This is a genomic window from Rhodobacter sp. JA431 (assembly GCF_900217725.1).
GTDB classification, from domain to species: domain Bacteria; phylum Pseudomonadota; class Alphaproteobacteria; order Rhodobacterales; family Rhodobacteraceae; genus Rhodobacter; species Rhodobacter aestuarii.
In genome coordinates this window covers 323055-344116 of the sequence record NZ_OBMP01000003.1, presented here as the reverse complement: position 1 = coordinate 344116, position 21062 = coordinate 323055, and the positions used below count along the sequence as shown (strand labels likewise).

The following is a 21062-nucleotide window of genomic DNA, read 5'->3' as shown; positions in this document are numbered from 1 at the left end:
GCTTACCCCTTCATCACGTTGACATCGTCCACCGCGATCGAGCCGCGGTTGCGGAAGAACACGACGAGGATCGCCAGACCGATGGCCGCTTCAGCCGCTGCCACTGTCAGCACGAACATGGTGAAAACCTGTCCCACAAGGTCGCCCATATGGGTGGAGAAGGCGACCATGTTGATATTCACCGCGAGCAGCATCAGTTCGATCGACATCAGGATGACGATCACGTTCTTGCGGTTCACGAAGATCCCGAAAATGCCGGTGACGAACAAGATCGCCGCCACAGCAAGGTAATGTTCAAGTCCGATCGTCATCGCTTTCCCTCCGGGCCCGACCCCGTTTTCGCTTTTTCTTGTCTCACAGCCCCTGCCCCGGTTTGACGTCGATCATTTCCAGCGCCTTCGCCGGGTCGCGGTGCATCTGGGCAATCACATTTTGCCGTTTCACATCGGTGCGGTGGCGCAGCGTCAGCAAGATGGCCCCGATCATCGCCACCAACAGCACCAGACCCGCGCCTTGGAAGAGGTAGAGGTATTTGTCGTAAAGGATCAGCCCCAGCGCGCGGCTGTTTTCGACCTCAGCCGACATCGGCAGGGCATGGAGCGCCGCCGCACCTTCAGCCGATTGCCAGGCCATGAAGCCGGTGGCGAGTTCGGCGAGCATCACGACCGCGATCAGCCCACCAATCGGCGCGTAGCGCGCCATCTGGCCCCGCAGCGCGGCGAAATCGACATCGAGCATCATCACCACGAAGAGGAATAGCACCGCGACCGCGCCGACATAGACGATGATCAGCAGCATGGCGACGAATTCCGCCCCCATCAGCACGAACAGCCCCGCCGCCGTGAGGAAGGTCAAAATCAGCCAGAGCACCGAGTGCACCGGGTTCTTCGAGAGAACCACCATGAGCCCGGCCACCACTGCCACCACGGCAAAGAGGTAGAAGGCGAATACGAACACCGTCATGTGTTTTCTCCCGATTTCTCGTCGAAGACCTCGCGCGCCAGTTCCAGCGCCTTGGTCATGGCGGGCACGCCGCCGAACATGCTCATCTGAAAGATCACCTCGGCGATCTCCCGCTCGGTTGCCCCGGCCTCAAGCGCGTGGCGGATGGTGAGCCGCAAGGCCGCCTCTGCCTGCGCGCCCAGCGTCACCTGCCCCGCCAGCGTAACCAGCAGCCGGGTCCGGGCATCCAGCCCATCGCGGTTGAAGGTCTTGCCAAACCACATTTCCAGCATGTCTGCTGGCATGGTCGGGAACATCTTCTCAAAGGCCTTGGGGTTGAAGCTTTCCAACGCGGGGTTGAACAGGCGGGCCATCTCGGTCCCCTGCTCCATCATCGCCGCGAGAAGCTTCTGAAACTCCGTGGTCATCTGTAAGGCGCATCCAATTCGATGTTACGGGCGATCTCGGCCTCCCAGCGCGCGCCATTCTCAAGGAGTTTTTCCTTGGTGTAGAACAGCTCTTCGCGCGTCTCGGTGGCATATTCAAAGTTCGGCCCTTCGACGATCGCATCTACCGGGCAGGCTTCTTGGCAGTAGCCGCAGAAGATGCATTTGGTCATGTCGATGTCGTAGCGCGTGGTGCGACGGCTTCCATCATCGCGCGGCTCGGCGTCGATGGTGATTGCCTGCGCCGGGCAGATCGCTTCGCACAGCTTGCAGGCAATGCAGCGTTCTTCGCCATTGGGGTAGCGGCGCAGCGCGTGCTCACCGCGAAAACGCGGCGACAGCGGGCCCTTTTCATGCGGATAGTTCAGCGTCGGCTTCGGCCCAACGAAATACCGCAGACCCAGCCCAAAGCCTTTGATGAAGTCCCACAGGACGAAATATTTCGCTGCGCGAACGTAATCGAAAGCCATCAGTCGTTCTCCGCCGGTTCGGTCTGGCCGTTGCCGGACACTTTCCATTTGCCCCGTTCAGAGGCGGTCTCCAAATCCCCCACGCCGAAATCGCCACGCGCTTCAAGCGCGGCCACAGCCCGCATCAGCGGCGGATCATGCGACAGAAAGGAGGTTACATTTTTGCCATCAATCTCAAGCTGGTAGCCTTCGATGATCACGGGAACGAGCCGGACCTCGCGGTCGTCGAGCTTCAGGCTCAGGGTTACGCGATTGTCTTCCATATCAGCCTCCAATCGCCCAACGGGCCCACAGACCACCCAACACTTCAAACTTCGCCAAGAAGGCCACGATCACGACCCAGCCGAGCGAGAGCGGCAAGAACACTTTCCAACCGATCCGCATCAGTTGGTCGTAGCGGTAGCGCGGCACGATGGCCTTCACCATGGCGAAGGCGAAGAACACCAGCACCATCTTGATGAACATCCACAGCGCGCCATCCGGGATGCCCGGAATGGGCGAGAGCCAACCCCCGAAGAACAGGATCGAGGTGAGCGCGCACATCAGCCAAACAGCGATATATTCGCCCGCCATGAAGAGCAGATAGGGGGTCGAGGAATATTCAACCATGAAGCCCGCAACGAGTTCGGATTCCGCTTCGGGAAGGTCAAACGGCGGGCGGTTGGTTTCTGCCAAAGCCGAGATGAAGAACAAGAACACCATCGGCAGATGCGGCAGCCAATACCAGTTCAGGAACCCAAACGAGCCGCGTTGCGCTTCAACAATGGCCGAAAGGTTCATCGAGCCCGTGGACAAGATCACCCCGATGATGATCAGGCCCATCGAGACCTCATAAGAGATCATCTGTGCGGCGGAGCGCAGGGAGCCCAAGAACGGGTATTTCGAGTTCGAAGCCCAACCGCCCATGATCACGCCATAAACCTCAAGCGAGGAAGCGGCGAAGACGAAAAGCACGGCGACGTTGATATCCGCCATCACCCAGCCTTCGTTGAACGGGATCACCACCCAAGCGACCATCGCCAGCACAAGGCTGAGCATCGGCGCAAGGAAGTAAACCGCCTTGTCCGAGCCTGCGGGCACGACGATTTCCTTGAACACATATTTCGCGGCGTCCGCCACCGATTGCAGAAGGCCAAAGGCCCCCACCACGTTCGGCCCCCGACGCATCTGCACGGCGGCCCAAATCTTCCGGTCGCCCCAGACAAGGAAAAGAAGGCCAATCATCACGAAGGCGATGATCCCCAGCCCCTGCAAGACCATCAACAAGGCCGTGCCCAGCGGTGTTGCGAAAAACTCAGCCATGTTGTCCCTCAGCCCGTCTTGCTTTCATCGTTTCAAACCGTCGGAATGCCGCGCTCAACGCAATCGGCGAGCGTCACTTCCGCGTCGATCGTGCGCAGCCCCCGCGGGATTGCGTCCGAAATTAGGTATACGGCGTCGGCGCTTAGGCCGTTGCCGCGCTTTTGCACCGTCGTGCGCACATGGCGCGCGAACCCATAGCCGCGGATTTGCGCATATTGCGCGGCGGCACAGGTGGCATAGGCGGTGGCCTTTGCCCGGTTGGTGGTGCCCGAAAGCGCCACCTCAAACCCCACAAGGTCGTTGTCGAGCAAACGCGTCTCGACCCCCTCATAGGTGATTGTCGCGCCCTCCCCCGTGGCCGCGCAGGCGCTCAGCCCGGCCAGAAGGCCGGGAAGCAGTGCCGCGAGGATCAGGGGCGAACGGCTCATGCTTTACTCCGCCGCCACCGCTTCGGTGCCACGCGATTTGGCAAGCGCCGAACATTCGGCCATCACCACAGAGGCGCGCGCGATCGGGTTGGTGAAGTAGTAATCGCCCAAAGCGAGCCGGAAGCTCGCCTTGCCCATGTCGCGCCGCTCCAGCAGGGTCCAATCATTGGCAATCACCTGATCCACTTGGCCCAGATGCGGCACCGCCTCAAGCATCGCGCGGCGCAGGCCGGCAAGGCTGTCCCACGGCTGTTTCGCGCCGAGTTCGGCGGAAAGCGCCCGCAAGATCGCCCAGTTCTCTTTCGCTTCGCCCGGCGCGAAGGTCGCGCGGAAGGCGAGCTGCGGGCGGCCTTCGGTGTTCACAAACAGCCCGTGCTCTTCGGTGTAAGCCGCGCCCGGCAAAATCACATCAGCGCGCGAAGCGCCCCGGTCCCCGTGGCTGCCTTGGTAGATCACGAAGGGGCCACCTTCGGAGGCCGGGGTGATTTCCACCTCATCGGCGCCCATGTTGTAAATGACCTCAACGCCACCTTCGAGCGCGGCGAGAAGCCCGCCTTCGGTCACCGCGCCCACATCCAGCGCGCCCACTCGGCTCGCTGCGGTGTGCAGCATCAGCATTTTGCCCGACAGCGCCATCGCATTGGCGATCACCGCCTCGCCATCGGCTTCCGACACAGCGCCTTGCCCCACAATCACAATCGCCCCCGGCGCAGCTTTCAGGCCCGCCAGCGCGGCGCGATCGGTGCCGACGTGTTCGTAATCGTAGGTCAGATCAACGGCGGGGCCGATCACGCGAACCCGCGCGCCCTTCGCCCAAGCCTTGCGGATGCGGGCATTGAGCACCGGCGCTTCGACGCGCGGATCGGTGCCGATCAAGATGATCTCTTCGGCGTCATCAAGGTCTTCAATCGCCACATTGCCCACATAGGCCGAGCGGTTGCCGACCGGCAGACGCGCGCCATCGGTGCGGCATTCGACCTTGCCCCCAAGGCTTTCGATCAGGGTTTTCAGGCTGAACGCGGCTTCGGTGGAGACCAGATCGCCCACCAGCCCCAGAACCTTTTTGCCTTTCATCGCACTGGCGGCGGCGGCGAGCGCCTCGCCCCAGCTCGCTTTGCGCAGCTTGCCGTTTTCACGGATGTAAGGCGTGTCCAAACGCTGGCGGCGCAGACCGTCCCAAATGAAACGGCCTTTATCCGACAGCCATTCCTCGTTCACGCCATCATGGTTGCGCGGCACGATCCGCTTCACTTCGCGGCCTTTGGCATCAATTCGGATGTTGGAGCCAAGCGCGTCCATCACATCAATGCTTTCGGTCTTGGTCAGTTCCCAAGGCCGCGCGGTGAAGGCATAGGGTTTCGAGGTCAGCGCGCCCACCGGGCACAGGTCAATGATGTTGCCCTGCAAGTTGCTGTCGAGCGTGCAGTTCAGATAGCTGGTGATCTCGCTGTCATTGCCGCGCCCGGTTTGGCCCATTTGCGTGATCCCTGCCACCTCGGTGGTGAAGCGCACGCAACGGGTGCAGGAGATGCAGCGCGTCATGCAGGTGGACACAAGCGGCCCAAGATTGAGGTCTTCCGACGCGCGCTTCGGCTCGCGGTAGCGCGAGAAATCGGCGCCATAAGCCACGGCTTGGTCTTGCAAATCGCATTCGCCGCCTTGGTCGCAAATCGGGCAATCGAGCGGGTGGTTGATGAGCAAGAACTCCATCACCCCTTCGCGGGCCTTTTTCACCATCGGCGAATTGGTCTTGATCACGCTCGGCGCGCCATCGGGGCCGGGACGCAGGTCTTTGATCTGCATCGCACAAGAGGCCGTGGGCTTGGGCGGGCCGCCCACCACTTCGACAAGGCACATCCGGCAGTTGCCCGCGATCGACAGCCGTTCGTGGTAGCAAAAACGCGGCACCTCAATGCCCGCTTGCTCACAGGCCTGAATGATCGTCAGGCTGGGATCGACCTCGACCTCGATACCGTCGATGATGATCTTGCGCGTGTTCGACATGGTCTCGTCCGTCACTTGGCTTGGGCGCGGCGGGCCGCGCGGTGAATGGCGTTTTGGGTGCTCATGCGCAGCCCCTCGGGAAGATCCATTGACCCTCCCTGAAATTATCTTCGGGCCCAGAGGCCACGGCACCGCGGCAAAGCGCATTCGCAGCGCGTTTCGCCTCGGCCCCTTCGTCATAGCCAAAGGGCTGAGCGGTGCGGCTGACCACCAAAGCATGGTCCGCCATAATCGCCCCGGTATAGCCCTCAACCGCCGCCAACGGCCCGATGCTATCGGGCCCGACGGGCAGCGCGCAGGCGGCAAGCGGCAAGGTCAAAGCCAAGGCGCGCATCAGTTGCCCCCCTTTGCGTCGATCTTCGGGCAATTGGCTTCCAGCGTGTAGAAATGCCCGTCAAACACCTGCACATGCGCGGCATCGGCCAAGAAACCCTCGGCACCGGGACAGGCCGCGCCGATGGCGGAAATCACGCCCAGTTTCAGCTCGGTCTCATCGGTTTCGGTCACGCCTTCCAGCGTCACTTCAAACACGTTGCGCCAACCGTCCCAGTAGATGCAGCCTTCATCATTGGTGGAGCCTTCTGGGCACTCCATCCCGCCAGTGATGATATTGTTGAAATACTGCACCTGCGCGCCGGTCGCGCCTTCCTTCATACGGATATGACGGTTGAGCGCGGGTTCATGGCCGCGCGCGCCCTCGCTTTGCGGGTGGTACTCCGCGAGCGCCGGGGTGGCGAGCGCGGCAACCAGCACGGGAGCCATCAGGGCAGAAGGAAAACGCATCAATTCCCCCCTTCCCAAGTGCACAGACCCACCATGCCAAAGGCCGGATTGTCATGCGCGGTGGCGCGCTTCATCACGATCTCTTCGGGTGTATCCGAGATGCCAAGTCCGTAGCGCGCGCAATAAAGCTTCGCCACGGCCAATGCCTCGGCCCGGTCGGCTTCGGTGAAAAAGCCGCCATTGCCGCGGGTTACAAAGACCGTCACCGGCCCCGCAAACAAACCGTTGGAGGAGCGCTCAACCACCTCAACCTGGTCTTCTTCTTGCTGCGCGGCCACCACGTAAGATTGGCCGTTGGCAAAGAAATATTCGCCCTCGCGCAGATCGGCACCGGCCAAAGCGGGGCATGCGAGCGCAGCGGCCAAAGCCGCACCCCCGATCCCTGCTGTGATGCCGACCCCGAACTGCATCGCTTACTCCGCCGCCATCGCGCCCATACGGCCCGTTTTGCGTGCTTTGATCCGGTCTTCGATCTCTTCACGGTAATGCCGGATCAGGCCTTGGATCGGCCAAGCCGCCGCATCGCCAAGCGCACAGATCGTGTGGCCTTCCACCTGTTTGGTCACGTCAAAGAGCATGTCGATCTCTTCGATCTCGGCCTCGCCGCGCACCAAACGATCCATCACCCGCATCATCCATGAGGTGCCTTCGCGGCAGGGCGTGCACTGGCCGCAGCTTTCGTGTTTGAAGAATTTCGACAGCCGCCAGATCGCTTTGATGATGTCAGTCTGCTGATCCATGACGATCAGGCAAGCCGTGCCAAAGCTCGATTGCAGCTCGCGCATCCCGTCGTAATCCATGATCGCATCTTCACACAGATGCGCCGGGATCACCGGGCAAGACGCGCCGCCGGGAATGACCGCTTTCAGGTTCGACCAGCCACCACGCACGCCGCCGCCGTGTTTCTCGATCAGTTCTTTCATCGAGATCGACATGCTTTCTTCGATCACGCAGGGCGTGTTCACATGGCCCGACATGGCAAAGAGTTTGACGCCGGTGTTGTTGGGGCGGCCAAACGAAGCGTACCAATCCGCGCCGCGGCGCAGGATCGTCGGCACAACGGCGATGGATTCCACGTTGTTCACCGTGGTCGGGCAGCCATAAAGGCCCGAACCCGCCGGGAACGGCGGTTTCATCCGCGGCATGCCCTTCTTGCCCTCAAGGCTTTCCAAAAGGGCCGTTTCTTCGCCGCAGATATAGGCCCCGGCCCCATGCGCCAGATAGACGTTAAAGTCATAGCCCGATTTGCAGGCGTTTTTGCCGATCAGCCCAGCGTCATAGCATTCGTCAATCGCGGCTTGGAGCGCTTCTTTCTCGCGCACATATTCGCCACGAATGTAGATGTAAGCCGCACAAGCCCCCATCGCGAAACCCGCAATCAGCGCGCCTTCAATCAGCGTATGCGGATCGTGGCGCATGACCTCACGGTCTTTGCAGGTGCCGGGCTCGGATTCGTCGGCGTTGATCACCAGATAGGCCGGGCGGCCATCCGATTGCTTGGGCATGAAGGACCACTTCAACCCGGTGGGGAAGCCCGCACCGCCGCGGCCACGCAGCCCCGAGGCCTTGACCTGCTCGATGATCCAGTCCCGACCATTGGCCAAAATCGCCGCCGTGCCATCCCAGTGCCCACGCGCCATCGCGCCCTTCAAGGAGCGGTCGTGCATCCCGTAGATGTTGGTGAAGATCCGGTCCTGATCTTTCAGCATGTCTGTTCCCTCGATTAACGCGCGGCCGGGGTCCGGCCATCGCCGCACCGGTTGCCCGATGCGAATGTCTCTCTCCGTTCCGGGCCGAAGCCCGATCGGAACCGGGCGCCTGCCCGGGGTGCCGCCACGCCCCGAGGGGCGCAAGCGGCGCTATCTTACGCTGCAGCTTGGCGCGTCAGCGTTTGCGGCCCTTGCGCTTGGCACCGCCACCCGCCGGGGGCGATTTCGGCGCAGGCGCGGGCGTCGCACCAACCGGTTCAACCGGCTTGGCGGGTTGCGCCGGAGCGGGCTTTGCGGCCACCGCAGGCGCGGGCTTCGGTGCCGGTTGAGCCGCGGGCGCTGCCGGTTTCACCGCTGCGGGCGCAGGATTCGGCGCGGGTGCGGGTTGCGGCGCCGGTTTTGCAGGCTCGGGCGCGGGCGCGACCTTGGCCATCGGGGCCGGCACGGCTTCCGGGTTCGGAGCGGGCTTCGGCGCCGGAGCCAGCTTTTCAGCCACAGGCGCAGGTTTCGGGGCGGGCGCCGCCGGTTTCGCGGGCGCGGCGGGTTTCGGGGCCGTGGCAGCGGCAGCAACAGGCGCCGGGGTCGAGCGGCGCAGGGCGGCCACCTCGTCCGGGGTCATTTCGGTTTTCTTGGGCAAGCAGCCCATGATGAAGCAGGTGGTGCGCGCAACAATCAGCGCAGAGGCCACGCCAGCCACGAAGGCGGCGCCGACCGAGTTGGAGCCGAGTTGCCACAGCGCCACAAAAATAATGGCACCGACGACACCCCCAAATTTCCGGGCATTAGTTTGGCATTCAGCGTCGTTCATCGACATTTTGCCTTTCCTTTCCCTCTTCCTGAGCGCTGGGGCGGACGTCTCGCCCCCGCTCTTGTGGTTTGATTTAGTCTTCCAAGTCTTTCGTCAGTTCAGTCTTCCGTCTTAGTAATCGTTGGTCTTGGCGCGTTCGAGGAAGCGCGCAACGCCTTCCTCTGTAATGATTTTGGCTTGGGCCACCCATTCGTCGCGGGTCACACGGCCCTTGAAGCCTTTGAGGTTGCTGTCCATCCAAGCAATCTCATCGGCGCCCCATTTGGCGATCTGATCGAAATGATAGATGCCAAGGTCATTGCACAAAGCTTCCAGCACCGGGCCAATGCCTTCGATCGTTTTCAGATCATCGGCTTTGTCGCCGCGCGGCGCATCGAGCCCTTGCGGCTGCACACCTTCACCGGCATCCACTTCCAGCACCACCGGGCCTTTTTTCGCCTTGGCGGGGGCGGGTTCCGGGGTCGGTTCCACCTTCGGCTCTTCGGCCTTGGGGGCGGCCGGTTTCGGCGCCTCTTCCTTGGCCACATGCACCACCGGCTCAGGCTCCGCTTTCTGCGCGGGGGCCGCTGCCTTCGGGGCGGGCGCCGCTTCAGCTTTCGCCTTTTCTTCGGCCTGCTGCGCCGCCGTTTTCGGGCGCGCGGTCATCATGCCAATGGGGCCAAGCTGACCACCGGCTTGCCACGGCGCGGACAGCGGCACTTCGGTGCCATCAATCCGCTTCACGCCATCGCCAATCGACAGTGCACGCGTCACGGAGCCGTTCGTCGCCTCTTTCTCGCCTGCGGTTTCCATGCAAGCGGTCAAACCGCCCGCCGGTTCCGAGGAGAAGCGCCCGGTTTGCGAGCCCGCGCGCGGGGTTTCCCCTTTGGCCAGCGCATCAAGAAGCCCAGCAAGGCTCTCTTCGGTCAGATCTTCGTAGTAATCCTTGCCGATTTGCGCCATCGGTGCGTTCGCGCAAGCGCCAAGGCACTCGACCTCTTCCCACGAGAACTTGCCATCTTCCGACAGTTCAAACGGATGCGCGGCAATCTTGCTTTTGCACACCGCCATCAGGTCTTCGGCACCGCAGATCATGCACGAGGTCGTGCCACAAATCTGGATATGCGCCACCGAACCAACGGGTTGCAGTTGGAACATGAAGTAGAAAGTCGCCACTTCCAGCGCGCGGATATAGGGCAGGCCCAGCATATCGGCGACATATTCAATCGCCGGTTTCGACAGCCAGCCTTCTTGCTCTTGCGCGCGGAACAGCAGCGGAATGATCGCCGAGGCCTGCCGACCCTCGGGATATTTCGTCATCTGCGCTTCGGCCCAAGCCAAGTTCGCGGGCGTGAAAGCAAAGCTTTCGGGTTGTTCATGATGCAAGCGGCGCAGCATTAGCGGTCGACCTCCCCGAACACGATATCCATCGTGCCGATGATGGCCGAAACGTCGGCCAGTTGGTGGCCCTTGGCCACGGCATCCATCGAGTGAAGATGGGCATAGCCCGGTGCCCGGATCTTCGCCCGGTAGGGCTTGTTGGTGCCATCGGCCACCAGATAGACGCCAAATTCGCCCTTCGGCGCCTCAACGGCGGCGTAAACCTCACCCGCAGGCACTTTGAAGCCCTCGGTGTAAAGCTTGAAGTGGTGGATCAGCGATTCCATCGAGGTTTTCATGTCGCCGCGTTTCGGCGGCGTCATTTTCCCACGGGCGAGGATATCGCCCTGCCCTTCCGGCGCGCGCAGTTTCTCAACGGCTTGCAAGATTATCTTGGTCGACTCGCGCATCTCGGCCATGCGGACAAGATAGCGGTCGTAGCAGTCGCCGTTTTTGCCGACGGCTACTTTGAAGTCGAATTCATCATAGCATTCATAGGGTTGCGAACGACGCAAATCCCATGCCAGCCCCGAACCGCGCACCATCACACCCGAATAGCCCCATTGGGTGATCTCTTTTTCGGTGATGATGCAGATATCGGCGTTGCGCTGCTTGAAGATCCGGTTCTCGGTCAACAACCCTTCGATATCATCAAGCTTTTGCGGGAATTCATGCGCCCATTGCTCGATGTCATCAATCAACGCGGGCGGCAGATCTTGGTGCACGCCACCGGGGCGGAAGTAGTTTGCGTGCAGACGCGCCCCACAGGCCCGCTCGTAGAAGATCATCAGCTTCTCGCGTTCCTCAAAGCCCCAGACCGGCGGCGTCAGCGCGCCAACGTCCATCGCTTGCGTGGTGACGTTGAGAAGATGGTTCAAAACGCGGCCAATTTCCGAAAACAGCACGCGGATGAGCGAGGCGCGACGCGGCACCACGGTGCCCGTCAGCCGCTCAATCGCCAAGCACCAAGCATGTTCTTGGTTCATCGGCGCCACATAGTCGAGCCGGTCGAAATAGGGCGTGTTTTGCAGATAGGTGCGGCTTTCCATCAGCTTTTCAGTGCCGCGATGCAAAAGCCCGATATGCGGGTCCGCCCGTTCGACGATCTCGCCATCAAGCTCCAGCACCATCCGCAGCACGCCGTGCGCTGCAGGGTGCTGCGGGCCGAAGTTGATGTTGAAGTTGCGAATGCTCTGCTCGCCAGTCAGCACATCGTGCGAACCGTCGTCATAGGTATTCTGCCGGATGTCGCCGTCCATGCTCCTCACCTTTCTTCCGTCACCGCCAGGGCCTTCGCCACGGCTCAGCCCTGTTTCTCGTCACCGGGAAGCACATAATGCGCGCCTTCCCAGGGGCTCAGGAAATCGAATTGCCGGTATTCTTGCGTCAGCTTGACCGGCTCATAGACCACACGTTTGAGCACTTCATCATAGCGCAGCTCAACATAGCCCGTGGTCGGGAAGTCTTTGCGCAGCGGATGGCCGCGGAAGCCATAATCCGTCAGCAAGCGGCGCAGATCGGGGTGGCCCGAGAACATCACGCCGAACATGTCGAAGATTTCGCGCTCATACCAGTTGGCCACCGGGAAAGCATCGACGATCGAGGGGCACATCTCGTCTTCGCGCACGCTCGCCTTCACGCGGATGCGCTGGTTGCGCCACATCGACAGGAAGTGCCACACCACCTCAAACCGGGCCTGACGCTCGGGCCAGTCCACCGCAGTGATGTCAATCAACGTCGAAAACTTGCAGGTCGGATCATCGCGCAGAAATTCGATAAAGCGCAAAATCCCCGCCGGCGTGACGGTGACAGTCAGTTCGCCAAACTCGACCTTGGTCGAGACAACATCATCGGCGCGCTTCAATTCGATATGCGCAGCCAGTTCTTGCAGCAGTTCGCTCATCCTCTGCCCTCCTCAGCGCACCAGCGTGCCGGTGCGGCGGATCTTGCGCTGCAATTGCAAGATACCATACATCAGCGCCTCTGCCGAGGGCGGGCAACCGGGAACGTAGATATCCACCGGAACGATGCGGTCGCAGCCACGCACCACCGAATAGCTGTAGTGGTAATACCCGCCGCCATTCGCGCAGGACCCCATCGAGATCACGTAGCGCGGCTCGGGCATCTGGTCGTAAACCTTGCGCAGAGCCGGGGCCATTTTGTTGGTCAGCGTGCCCGCAACGATCATCACATCCGATTGGCGCGGCGAGGCGCGCGGCGCGAAGCCGTAACGTTCCACGTCATAGCGCGGCATCGCGGTATGCATCATTTCCACCGCGCAGCAGGCCAGACCAAAGGTCATCCAGTGCAGCGAGCCGTTGCGCGCCCAGTTGATGATGTCTTCGGCGGTGGTGAGCAAGAAGCCCTTATCTTGCAGGTCGCGGTTGAGCGCGGCTGCCGCCACATCCATATCGGCGGCGGCCGTGTTCGGCCCGGTCATCACGCCCATTCCAACGCCCCCTTCTTCCATTCATAGGCAAAGCCGACGGTCAACACGCCCAAGAACACCATCATGGACCAAAAGGCCGTCATCGAAATTTCCCCGAACGATACCGCCCAAGGGAACAAGAAGGCCACTTCCAGATCGAAGATGATGAACAGGATCGACACAAGGTAGAACCGCACGTCGAATTTCATGCGCGCGTCGTCAAACGCATTGAAGCCGCATTCATAGGCCGAGACCTTTTCCGGGTCAGGGTTGCGCACGGCAATCACTGCGGCTGCAAGGATCAAAACCAGACCCAATGCGATCGCCATTGCAAGAAGCACGAGGATTGGCAGGTATTCCCGCAACATTCCTTGCATCAACACCTCTGGCATATGACCCCCTCCTTGTCGCGTACCGCCACAGCTTGTGCGGCTTCCGATTGATGCGAGGAATAGCCTTCCCCCCCATGCCGGTCAACCGAGCGCAGCCCAGTTTCGGGGGGTAAAGCACAATTTGTATACCGATGCACACTGTTTTTTGCGCCCGTCGCAACCGCAGCATCTGAATTCTGCAATGCGGCATCAAGTCTCACCCCCGCAAAAGGCAGGAAAAGGTCGAGAATCAGCGTCTTGGTGAAAGTGTATTGTGATTCCGTCACTTCACAAGGTCATAGTGCCCATGGCGGCGGTTCCTTGGCAAAAAAGGCGGCGATTCCGGCTTTTGCTTCCTCATCTTCCCACCTTTTGACCAGTGCGGCGATGGTCGCGTCTTGCTGAGATGAGTCGGACCGCCCCCCAAGCATCCGAATAAGCGCTTTTGCCTCGGCCACCGCGCCGGGCGCACAGGCCAAATAGGGCACCACTTCGGCCTCTACGGCGGCATCCAGATCCGCTTCAGGCACCACTTTGGCGAGCAGATTAAGCGCTACCGCCTCCTCTGCCTCAAAAAGCCGTGACGACATAAAAACCCGCCGCGCCTTTGCGGCGCCCATCCGCGCCACAACGTAAGGCGAGATCGTTGCTGGCGTCAGGCCGAGCTTGGTTTCGGTCAGCCCAAAGCGTGCGCCCTGCACCCCGACCGCGACATCGCACACCGAAATCATCCCCACGCCGCCGCCAAAGGCATTGCCATGCACGCGCCCAATCACCGGCTTGGGGCAGATGTCCACCGCCTCAAGCATTTCCGCCAAAGCGCGGGCGGAAGCGCCGCGTTCTTCGGGGCTCGCGGTCATATTGGCCTGCATCCAGCGCAGATCGCCGCCCGCGCAAAAGCTTTTGCCCTCTGCCGCCAGCACCACCACGCGCACGCTCGCATCATGGCCCAAATGGCGGATCACTTGCGTGATTTCCGAAATCATCTGCGCATCAAGCGCATTGTGCTTTTGCATGCGGGTAAGCCACAGGGTGACCACGCCGCGCGCATCGCGTTCCAGCCGGATCGTTTCGGTCATGCTTTTCCTCCCTTGATCGCGCGCGCAAGCGCGGCGGCTTGGGCGAGCTTTTCGCGGTCAAGCCCGGTGTCAAAGCCAAGCCGCGCCAGATGATCGGCCACCGCTTCGGTGGCGACATTGCCCGCGGCCCCCGGCGCATAGGGGCAGCCCCCCAAACCGCCCGCCGCCGCATCAAAGACACGCAGGCCCAGCGCCAAACTCGCCGCGATATTTTCCAATGCGCGGCCCGCCGTGTCATGGAAATGCCCGGCCAATTGTGAAGGCTCCATCTCTTGCAGCACCGCCTCCAGCATCCCGGTGATACTTTCGGGGCGCGCTTGGCCCACGGTATCGCCAAGGCTGACCTCACTGCAGCCCATCACCCGCAAATGCGCCACAACCCGTGCGACTTTTGCGGGCGGCGTCGGCCCATCAAAGGGGCAATCGGTCACCATAGAGACATAGCCGCGAACTGGCAGATTTGCAGCCTTTGCGGCCTCCACCACCGGGCGAAACCGTTCCAAACTTTCCGCAATCGAACAATTCAGGTTGGCCTGCGAGAACCCCTCGGAGGCTGAGGCAAACACCGCAACGCCATCGACCCGCGCGGCCATCGCACCTTCCAGCCCTTTCATATTGGGTGTCAGCGCGCTGTAGCGCACCCCCGGCACACGGGTAATGCCCCCCAGAACCTCTGCCCCATCGGCCATTTGCGGCACCCATTTGGGGCTGACAAAAGACGCCACCTCGATCCGCTCAAACCCCACTTGGGAAAGCGCATCGACGAGCGCGATCTTATCCGCCGTCGCGATCAGCCGCTTTTCATTTTGCAACCCGTCGCGCGGCGCCATTTCGACGATTTCAACACGCTCACGCATCGGGCAACTCGTAAAAGTCTTGCGCGTAAAGGCTCGCCCCGCCCTTTTCGACCGCGCGCTGATAGGCGGGCCGCGCCTGCGCCCGCGCCACCCAAGCGCCTAGCGCTGGGAAACCGTCGCGCGGCACGAAGCGAAACATCGCATCGATATTGAAGCCAAACATGCAATCGGCGGCCGAAAACTCAGACAAGAGCCACTCGCGCCCCGTCAGATGTGTTTCGAGGGCTTGCATGGTGACGGCAAGGCGTTTGGTATCAAGCTTCATCAACGGCACAGAGCGCGCCGCCTCCGGGCGCAAAAAGATGTGGTGAATGTTGAGCGCTTGCAGGATGTTGGCTTGCGTTTCGGCGAAGTTCAGCCATTCGAGATAGGCCAGCCGCTCCGCTGTGCCGGGCGCGGGTGCAAAGCGCCCACGGCTCTCGGTCAGGTATTGCACGATGGCCCCGGATTCGAAGATCACCTGCCCATCAATCTCAAGCGCCGGAATGCGCCCCGCGGGGGAAAGCGCGCGAAATTCGGGGCTGCGCAGATCGGCCCCGGTCAAGGACCAAAGGCGCAAATCGACCGGTTCCCCCAGTTCTTCTAAAAGCCAAAGCACCCGATGCGAGCGCGATCCGGGCACGTGATGCAAGATGGTCATGCCGCTGCCTCCTCTTCGGCCAGTTGAATAAGGGGCGCGCCTGCCTCCACCTGCGCGCCGGGCGAAACCAGCACTTGTGCAACCTCGCCCGCCCGCGCGGCGCAGAGCGTATGCTCCATTTTCATCGCTTCCAGCACCGCCAAGCGGTCGCCCGGTTCCACCCTTTGCCCCGGCGCCACGAAGACCGCCTTCACCAATCCCGGCATCGGCGCCAATGTCAGATCAGAGGCCGGACCATGCGCCTGGCGATCCAGCGGATCGGGCCGCGCGAATACATGCGCGCCTTGCATAAACACGGTCACTGCATCAGGCGCCACATGGAACCGCGCCTTGGTTTTAACGCCCCCCACCCACCAGCCATCGGGGTGCAGCGCGCAATCATAACTGCCGCCGCCAACCTCTACGGTGATCCGGTTCGGCCCGGTGACCTGCACAAAGGCGGGGTCTTCAAAGGCCACCGCGCGGCGCAGCGGCGCCCAAAGAGTGAAGCCAGAGGTGGGCATTTCGTGCAACCCCGCTGCCGCAATCACCGCCAAGGCTCGCGCATGCGGGGGCACCTCGGCAGGCGCAGAAAGCGCCGCGATCTCGCGCCCAATCAAACCGGTGTCCACCTGCCCCGCACCAAAGCCGGGATGCCGCGCAAGCCGGGCCAAAAAGGCAAGATTGGTCGTAGTTCCAGCCACTTCGGTCGCCTCAAGCGCGACCGCCAAACGGTTGAGCGCCGCCGCACGGCTGGGCGCATGGGTGACGATTTTGGCAATCATCGGGTCATACCACGGGCTGGTCACATCGCCCGGCCGCACGCCCGTTTCCACCCGCACCCCCGGCGCAAAGGCAAGATGCGCCAACTGCCCCGTGGCGGGCAAAAACCCGGCGGGCACATCCTCGGCATAAAGCCGCGCTTCAAAAGCATGGCCTTGAATTTGAATATCTTCTTGGCGCGCTGGCAACGGCTCGCCACTGGCCACCCGCAATTGCCATTCCACCAGATCTATGCCGGTGATCGCCTCGGTCACCGGATGTTCAACCTGCAGGCGGGTGTTCATTTCCATGAACCAAAACCGATCCGGGCGCAGCCCCTCGGCCCCATCGACGATAAATTCGACCGTGCCTGCGCCGCTGTAGCCAATCGCCTCAGCGGCACGCACGGCGGCCTGCCCCATCGCGGCGCGCATTTCCTCGGTCATGCCCGGTGCAGGCGCCTCTTCGATCACCTTTTGATGGCGGCGTTGAAGCGAGCAATCGCGTTCAAAAAGATGCACCGCCTGGGTGCCATCGCCAAACACCTGAACCTCGATATGGCGCGGCATTTCGATATATTTTTCAATGAGAACGGCGGGGTTTCCAAAGGCGGTTTGCGCCTCTCCCTGCGCACTTTGAAGGGCCTCCATGAAATCTTGTGCCCGCTCGACCCGGCGCATCCCCTTGCCGCCGCCGCCCGCCACCGCCTTGATCAGCACCGGGTACCCCACGGCTTCTGCCGCCCCCGCCAAATGCTCGGGGTCTTGGTTTTCGCCGTGATAGCCCGGCACCACGGGCACGCCCGCCTTGGCCATCAGCGCCTTTGCGGCATCTTTGAGCCCCATCGCGCGGATCGCTTGGGCCGATGGGCCGATGAAGGTCAGCCCTGCGGCTTCTACCGCTTCGACAAACTCCGGGTTTTCACTCAGAAACCCATAGCCCGGATGGATCGCCTGCGCACCGGTTTGCAGGGCGGCTTGAATGATCACATCGCCCCGAAGGTAGCTGTCCGCCGGGCGCGGGCCACCGATGGCCACCGCCTCATCGGCCAGTGCCACATGGCGCGCGCCTGCATCGGCTTCGGAATAAACCGCCACCGTCGCCACGCCCAAGCGGCGGGCAGTGTCGATCACCCGGCAAGCGATCTCGCCACGGTTTGCGATCAGGATCTTGGAAAACATGGCGCTCTCCCTTGGCCATGACGGGGGCTCTGCCCCCGCTCCGCCGGGATATTTGTGGCAAGATGAAAGGAATTGACTCCATCTTGCGCAAAAGACCCGACAGAAAGTTGCATTCGTTACATTCGGAACAGACCGAACTTCGTTGGCTCTATCGCTGCATTCAGGCTTGCAGAAAGGCTCAGCGCCAGCACCTGCCGGGTTTTGCGCGGGTCGATGATGCCATCATCCCAAAGCCGGGCAGAGGCATAAAGCGGATGGCTTTGGCGCTCGAACATCTCGATCGTCGGGCGTTTAAACTCGGCCTCATCTTCTGCCGACCACGTGCCGCCCTTGCGCTCGATCCCATCGCGCCGCACGGTAGCCAGCACGCCCGCCGCCTGCTCGCCGCCCATGACCGAAATGCGCGAATTCGGCCATGTCCAGAGAAAGCGCGGGCCATAGGCACGCCCGGCCATACCGTAATTGCCTGCGCCAAAAGACCCGCCCACCAGCATGGTGATTTTCGGCACCGAGGTGGTGGCCACGGCGGTCACCATTTTTGCCCCATGCCGCGCGATGCCCTCGTTTTCATATTTGCGCCCGACCATGAAGCCGGTGATATTTTGCAAAAATACGAGGGGGATAGAGCGGGTGGAGCACAGCTCGATGAAATGCGCGGCCTTTTGCGCGGCTTCCGAGAATAGCACCCCATTATTGGCCACGATCCCCACCGGGCAACCCATCACATGGGCAAAGCCGGTGACGATGGTTTCGCCAAAGCGGGCTTTGAACTCGTCAAACCGCGAGCCATCCACCACGCGGGCAATGACCTCGCGGATGTCATAGGGGGTGCGCAGATCGGCAGGCACCACGCCCAAAATCTCTTCGGGGTCATAGGCGGGCTCTTCGGGGCTTTGCCATGCGACCATTGCGGGTTTGGTGCGGTTAAGGTTGCCCACCGCGCGCCGCGCGAGCGCCAGCGCATGGGCATCATCTTCGGCCAAGTAATCCGCGACGCCCGAAAGCCGCGTATGCACATCGCCGCCGCCAAGGTCTTCGGCCGTGACCACCTCGCCCGTCGCCGCCTTCACCAAGGGCGGACCTGCCAGAAAGATCGTGCCCTGGTCGCGCACGATGATCGTCACATCCGACATGGCGGGCACATAAGCCCCGCCCGCCGTACAAGACCCCATCACCACAGCGATTTGCGCAATACCTTTGGCCGACATCCGCGCCTGATTGTAGAAGATGCGGCCAAAGTGATCGCGATCGGGAAAGACCTCATCTTGGTTGGGCAGGTTCGCGCCACCGCTATCAACCAGATAGAGGCAGGGCAGCGCGCATTCCTCGGCAATCTCTTGCGCGCGCAGGTGTTTTTTCACCGTCATCGGGTAATAGGTGCCGCCCTTCACGGTGGCATCATTGGCGACCACCATCACCTCTTGGCCCATCACCTGCCCGATGCCCGCAATCACCCCCGCGCAAGGGGCTGCACCCTCATAAAGCCCATGTGCGGCGGTGGCGCCCACCTCCAGAAACGGGCTGCCGGGGTCGAGCAGCGCCGCAACCCGTTCACGCGGGGCCATCTTGCCGCGCGCAACATGGCGCGCCGTCGCCTCGGCCCCGCCCCCTGCGGCGGCCCATTCCGCCGCCTCTCGCGCGACGGCGAGCATCTCGAGGTGGGCGGCGCGGTTCTTTTGCGCCGCCTCGGACCCCGCCATATAAGACGAGCCAAGCTTCATGCCCTATTGCCCCTTATCTGCCAGACGCGCCAGCAACACGAGCGTCTGCTCGCCCGTCATTTGCATGGTGCAAAACGCCCAAGCCGGACCACTGCCGGTGCCACCGCCCCATTGGCTCACCTCATAGGTGCAAGCCGCATCGCGATAGGCGATCCATGCGCGCTGCATCTCTTGCAGCGCAGGCGCCATTTGCGGCACCGAACTGCCCAGATCGGCCATTTCGGCATCTTGCGCCTTTTCGACCGCCATCAAGGATTGATAGGCCGCGTTGAGCCGCGCATCCCAATCATCATGCTCGAACCCGGCGCAAAGGCCCATCCCGGCATTGGAGGCGCCTTCGGGCGTGGCCTGCATGCAGGCATCAGCCGCCTTCCCGATACAGTCGCGCCGCGCCTCGGGGGCCGTATTCGCCAAACACCTGTCGAGCACTTGACCGTCGTAATGTATCGGGAAAGCCTCATCGGCTTGGGCGGTCAGGGGAAAAGCCGCAAGGACGGCGCAGAAAAATGACTTATACATCAGATCGCTCCTATGAGTTCGCGTCCGATGAGCATACGCCGAATTTCGCTCGTGCCTGCGCCGATCTCCATCAATTTCGCATCGCGGAAAAGCCGTGAAACCACGGAGTCATTCAAGAACCCTGCGCCGCCAAGCGCCTGCACGGCCTGATGCGCCTGCACCATCGCCTGTTCAGAGGCGTAAAGCACGGTGGCGGCGGCGTCTTGACGGGTGACCTCGCCCCGATCACAGGCCTTGGCCACCTCATAGGTGTAGGCGCGCGCGGTGTTGGTCGCGACATACATATCGGCGATTTTCGCCTGCATAAGTTGGAAATTGCCAATTGGCTGGCCGAATTGATGCCGCTCTTTCGCGTAAGGAACGACCTCATCCAAGCAGGCCATCATGATGCCCGTGCCGATGCCCGACAGCACGACGCGCTCATAGTCGAGCCCCGACATGAGCACCCGCACGCCCTTGCCCTCTTGGCCGAGCACGTTTTCCGCAGGCACTTCGCAATTGTCGAAAAAGAGCTGCGCTGTGTTCGATCCGCGCATCCCGAGCTTGTCAAAATGTTGCGAAGTGGAAAATCCGGCCATCCCCTTTTCAACGATGAAAGCGGTGATGCCTTTGGAACCCGCCTCGGGGTCGGTCTTGGCATAAACCACCAAAGTATCGGCGTCGCAGCCATTGGTGATCCAGTATTTATGGCCCTTGAGAATGTAGACATCGCCGCGCTTTTCAGCGCGCAGCTTCATACCCACCACATCCGAGCCCGCGCCGCTTTCGCTCATTGCCAGCGCACCGATTTTGGCCCCCGTCACCAGATCGGGAAGGTATTTTTGCTTTTGCGCCGCGCTGCCATTCAGCTTCAACTGATTGACGCAAAGGTTTGAATGCGCACCATAAGATAGCGAAATACTGGCCGAGACGCGGGCGATTTCTTCGGTCGCCACCACATGCGCCAGATAGCCCATGCCAGAACCGCCGTATTCTTCGGGAACAGTGACCCCCAAAAGACCTAATTCGCCCATTTCTGCCCAAAGTTCATTGGGGAAGAGGTTGTCTTTGTCTACTTTTGCGGCAATCGGGGCCAGCCGGTCACGCGCCCAGCCCTGCACCATATCGCGCAGCGCACCAATGTCTTCCCCCAGATCAAACCGCATCGATCCTGCGAACATCCTCTCCTCCCCAGAGCTATGAACCGCCATTACTGAACGACTGTTCATTTATGGGAAGGGGAAACCGATTCCGTCAAGCACGGCAAAGGGGCAAGGGAAATTGACGGTACGTCA

General features: G+C 61.7%; 25 protein-coding genes. All 25 read right to left on the bottom strand.

Annotated features, from left to right (window positions below; genetic code table 11):
• Positions 1–2: 2 nt before the first annotated feature.
• The 25 genes from nuoK to CRO18_RS08405 all read right to left on the bottom strand — a co-directional run bounded on the left by nuoK (position 3) and on the right by CRO18_RS08405 (position 20948).
• Positions 3–311, bottom strand: a complete 309-nt coding sequence (gene nuoK / locus CRO18_RS08525; RefSeq protein WP_076485595.1) for an NADH-quinone oxidoreductase subunit NuoK — start codon at positions 309–311, stop codon at positions 3–5.
• Between the two features lie 43 nt (positions 312–354).
• Positions 355–963, bottom strand: a complete 609-nt coding sequence (locus tag CRO18_RS08520) for an NADH-quinone oxidoreductase subunit J (RefSeq protein ID WP_097081801.1) — start codon at positions 961–963, stop codon at positions 355–357.
• On the bottom strand, positions 960–1370 hold the full coding sequence (locus CRO18_RS08515) for a carboxymuconolactone decarboxylase family protein (protein WP_076485597.1): 411 nt from the start codon (positions 1368–1370) through the stop codon (positions 960–962). Before CRO18_RS08515 ends, CRO18_RS08520 begins: the two co-directional genes overlap by 4 nt.
• Entirely contained in the window at positions 1367–1858 is a 492-nt protein-coding gene (nuoI, locus tag CRO18_RS08510) for an NADH-quinone oxidoreductase subunit NuoI (protein ID WP_076485598.1), read from the bottom strand. The genes CRO18_RS08515 and nuoI overlap by 4 nt, the downstream gene beginning before the upstream one ends.
• Positions 1858–2121, bottom strand: a complete 264-nt coding sequence (locus CRO18_RS08505) for a hypothetical protein (protein WP_076485599.1) — start codon at positions 2119–2121, stop codon at positions 1858–1860. The genes nuoI and CRO18_RS08505 overlap by 1 nt, the downstream gene beginning before the upstream one ends.
• A gap of 1 nt (position 2122) precedes the next feature.
• Complete coding sequence (gene nuoH, locus CRO18_RS08500; RefSeq protein ID WP_076485600.1) at positions 2123–3160, bottom strand: NADH-quinone oxidoreductase subunit NuoH; 1038 nt, start codon at positions 3158–3160, stop codon at positions 2123–2125.
• 32 nt (positions 3161–3192) lie between these two features.
• On the bottom strand, positions 3193–3588 hold the full coding sequence (locus CRO18_RS08495) for a hypothetical protein (protein WP_076485601.1): 396 nt from the start codon (positions 3586–3588) through the stop codon (positions 3193–3195).
• Positions 3589–3591: 3 nt separating this feature from the next.
• Positions 3592–5592: an NADH-quinone oxidoreductase subunit NuoG gene (gene nuoG / locus CRO18_RS08490; protein ID WP_097081800.1), complete on the bottom strand. Its 2001-nt coding sequence runs from the start codon at positions 5590–5592 to the stop codon at positions 3592–3594.
• 61 nt (positions 5593–5653) lie between these two features.
• Positions 5654–5926, bottom strand: coding sequence for a hypothetical protein (locus CRO18_RS08485; protein ID WP_076485603.1), 273 nt, complete (start codon positions 5924–5926; stop codon positions 5654–5656).
• Positions 5926–6375, bottom strand: coding sequence for a hypothetical protein (locus tag CRO18_RS08480; protein ID WP_097081799.1), 450 nt, complete (start codon positions 6373–6375; stop codon positions 5926–5928). Before CRO18_RS08480 ends, CRO18_RS08485 begins: the two co-directional genes overlap by 1 nt.
• Entirely contained in the window at positions 6375–6785 is a 411-nt protein-coding gene (locus CRO18_RS08475; RefSeq protein WP_097081798.1) for a hypothetical protein, read from the bottom strand. The genes CRO18_RS08480 and CRO18_RS08475 overlap by 1 nt, the downstream gene beginning before the upstream one ends.
• Before the next feature lie 3 nt (positions 6786–6788).
• Entirely contained in the window at positions 6789–8084 is a 1296-nt protein-coding gene (gene nuoF, locus CRO18_RS08470; RefSeq protein WP_076485607.1) for an NADH-quinone oxidoreductase subunit NuoF, read from the bottom strand.
• Positions 8085–8259: 175 nt separating this feature from the next.
• Positions 8260–8898 carry a hypothetical protein gene (locus tag CRO18_RS18795; RefSeq protein WP_170952606.1) on the bottom strand — a complete coding sequence of 213 codons (639 nt, stop codon included), beginning with the start codon at positions 8896–8898 and terminating at the stop codon, positions 8260–8262.
• Positions 8899–9003: 105 nt separating this feature from the next.
• The gene (locus tag CRO18_RS08460) at positions 9004–10269 is read right to left on the bottom strand and encodes an NADH-quinone oxidoreductase subunit E (protein WP_097081797.1); all 1266 of its coding nucleotides are present in this window, start codon (positions 10267–10269) and stop codon (positions 9004–9006) included.
• Complete coding sequence (locus CRO18_RS08455; RefSeq protein ID WP_076485610.1) at positions 10269–11510, bottom strand: NADH-quinone oxidoreductase subunit D; 1242 nt, start codon at positions 11508–11510, stop codon at positions 10269–10271. Before CRO18_RS08455 ends, CRO18_RS08460 begins: the two co-directional genes overlap by 1 nt.
• A 44-nt stretch (positions 11511–11554) precedes the next feature.
• A complete protein-coding gene (locus tag CRO18_RS08450) occupies positions 11555–12154 on the bottom strand; it encodes an NADH-quinone oxidoreductase subunit C (RefSeq protein WP_097081796.1) in 600 nt (199 codons plus the stop codon).
• 12 nt (positions 12155–12166) lie between these two features.
• Positions 12167–12700, bottom strand: a complete 534-nt coding sequence (locus tag CRO18_RS08445; protein WP_076485612.1) for an NADH-quinone oxidoreductase subunit B family protein — start codon at positions 12698–12700, stop codon at positions 12167–12169.
• Complete coding sequence (locus CRO18_RS08440) at positions 12691–13056, bottom strand: NADH-quinone oxidoreductase subunit A (protein WP_076485734.1); 366 nt, start codon at positions 13054–13056, stop codon at positions 12691–12693. The genes CRO18_RS08445 and CRO18_RS08440 overlap by 10 nt, the downstream gene beginning before the upstream one ends.
• 290 nt (positions 13057–13346) lie before the next feature.
• The gene (locus tag CRO18_RS08435; protein WP_097081795.1) at positions 13347–14129 is read right to left on the bottom strand and encodes a crotonase/enoyl-CoA hydratase family protein; all 783 of its coding nucleotides are present in this window, start codon (positions 14127–14129) and stop codon (positions 13347–13349) included.
• A complete protein-coding gene (locus CRO18_RS08430; RefSeq protein ID WP_097081794.1) occupies positions 14126–14986 on the bottom strand; it encodes a hydroxymethylglutaryl-CoA lyase in 861 nt (286 codons plus the stop codon). The genes CRO18_RS08435 and CRO18_RS08430 overlap by 4 nt, the downstream gene beginning before the upstream one ends.
• Complete coding sequence (locus tag CRO18_RS08425) at positions 14979–15626, bottom strand: glutathione S-transferase family protein (protein WP_097081793.1); 648 nt, start codon at positions 15624–15626, stop codon at positions 14979–14981. The genes CRO18_RS08430 and CRO18_RS08425 overlap by 8 nt, the downstream gene beginning before the upstream one ends.
• Entirely contained in the window at positions 15623–17548 is a 1926-nt protein-coding gene (locus tag CRO18_RS08420; protein ID WP_097081792.1) for an acetyl/propionyl/methylcrotonyl-CoA carboxylase subunit alpha, read from the bottom strand. Before CRO18_RS08420 ends, CRO18_RS08425 begins: the two co-directional genes overlap by 4 nt.
• A gap of 116 nt (positions 17549–17664) precedes the next feature.
• A complete protein-coding gene (locus CRO18_RS08415; RefSeq protein WP_097081791.1) occupies positions 17665–19269 on the bottom strand; it encodes a carboxyl transferase domain-containing protein in 1605 nt (534 codons plus the stop codon).
• A gap of 3 nt (positions 19270–19272) precedes the next feature.
• Positions 19273–19788 (bottom strand): lysozyme inhibitor LprI family protein, encoded by a 516-nt coding sequence (locus CRO18_RS08410; protein ID WP_097081790.1) that lies wholly within the window; start codon positions 19786–19788, stop codon positions 19273–19275.
• The gene (locus CRO18_RS08405; protein ID WP_097081789.1) at positions 19788–20948 is read right to left on the bottom strand and encodes an acyl-CoA dehydrogenase family protein; all 1161 of its coding nucleotides are present in this window, start codon (positions 20946–20948) and stop codon (positions 19788–19790) included. The genes CRO18_RS08410 and CRO18_RS08405 overlap by 1 nt, the downstream gene beginning before the upstream one ends.
• Positions 20949–21062: the final 114 nt, after the last annotated feature.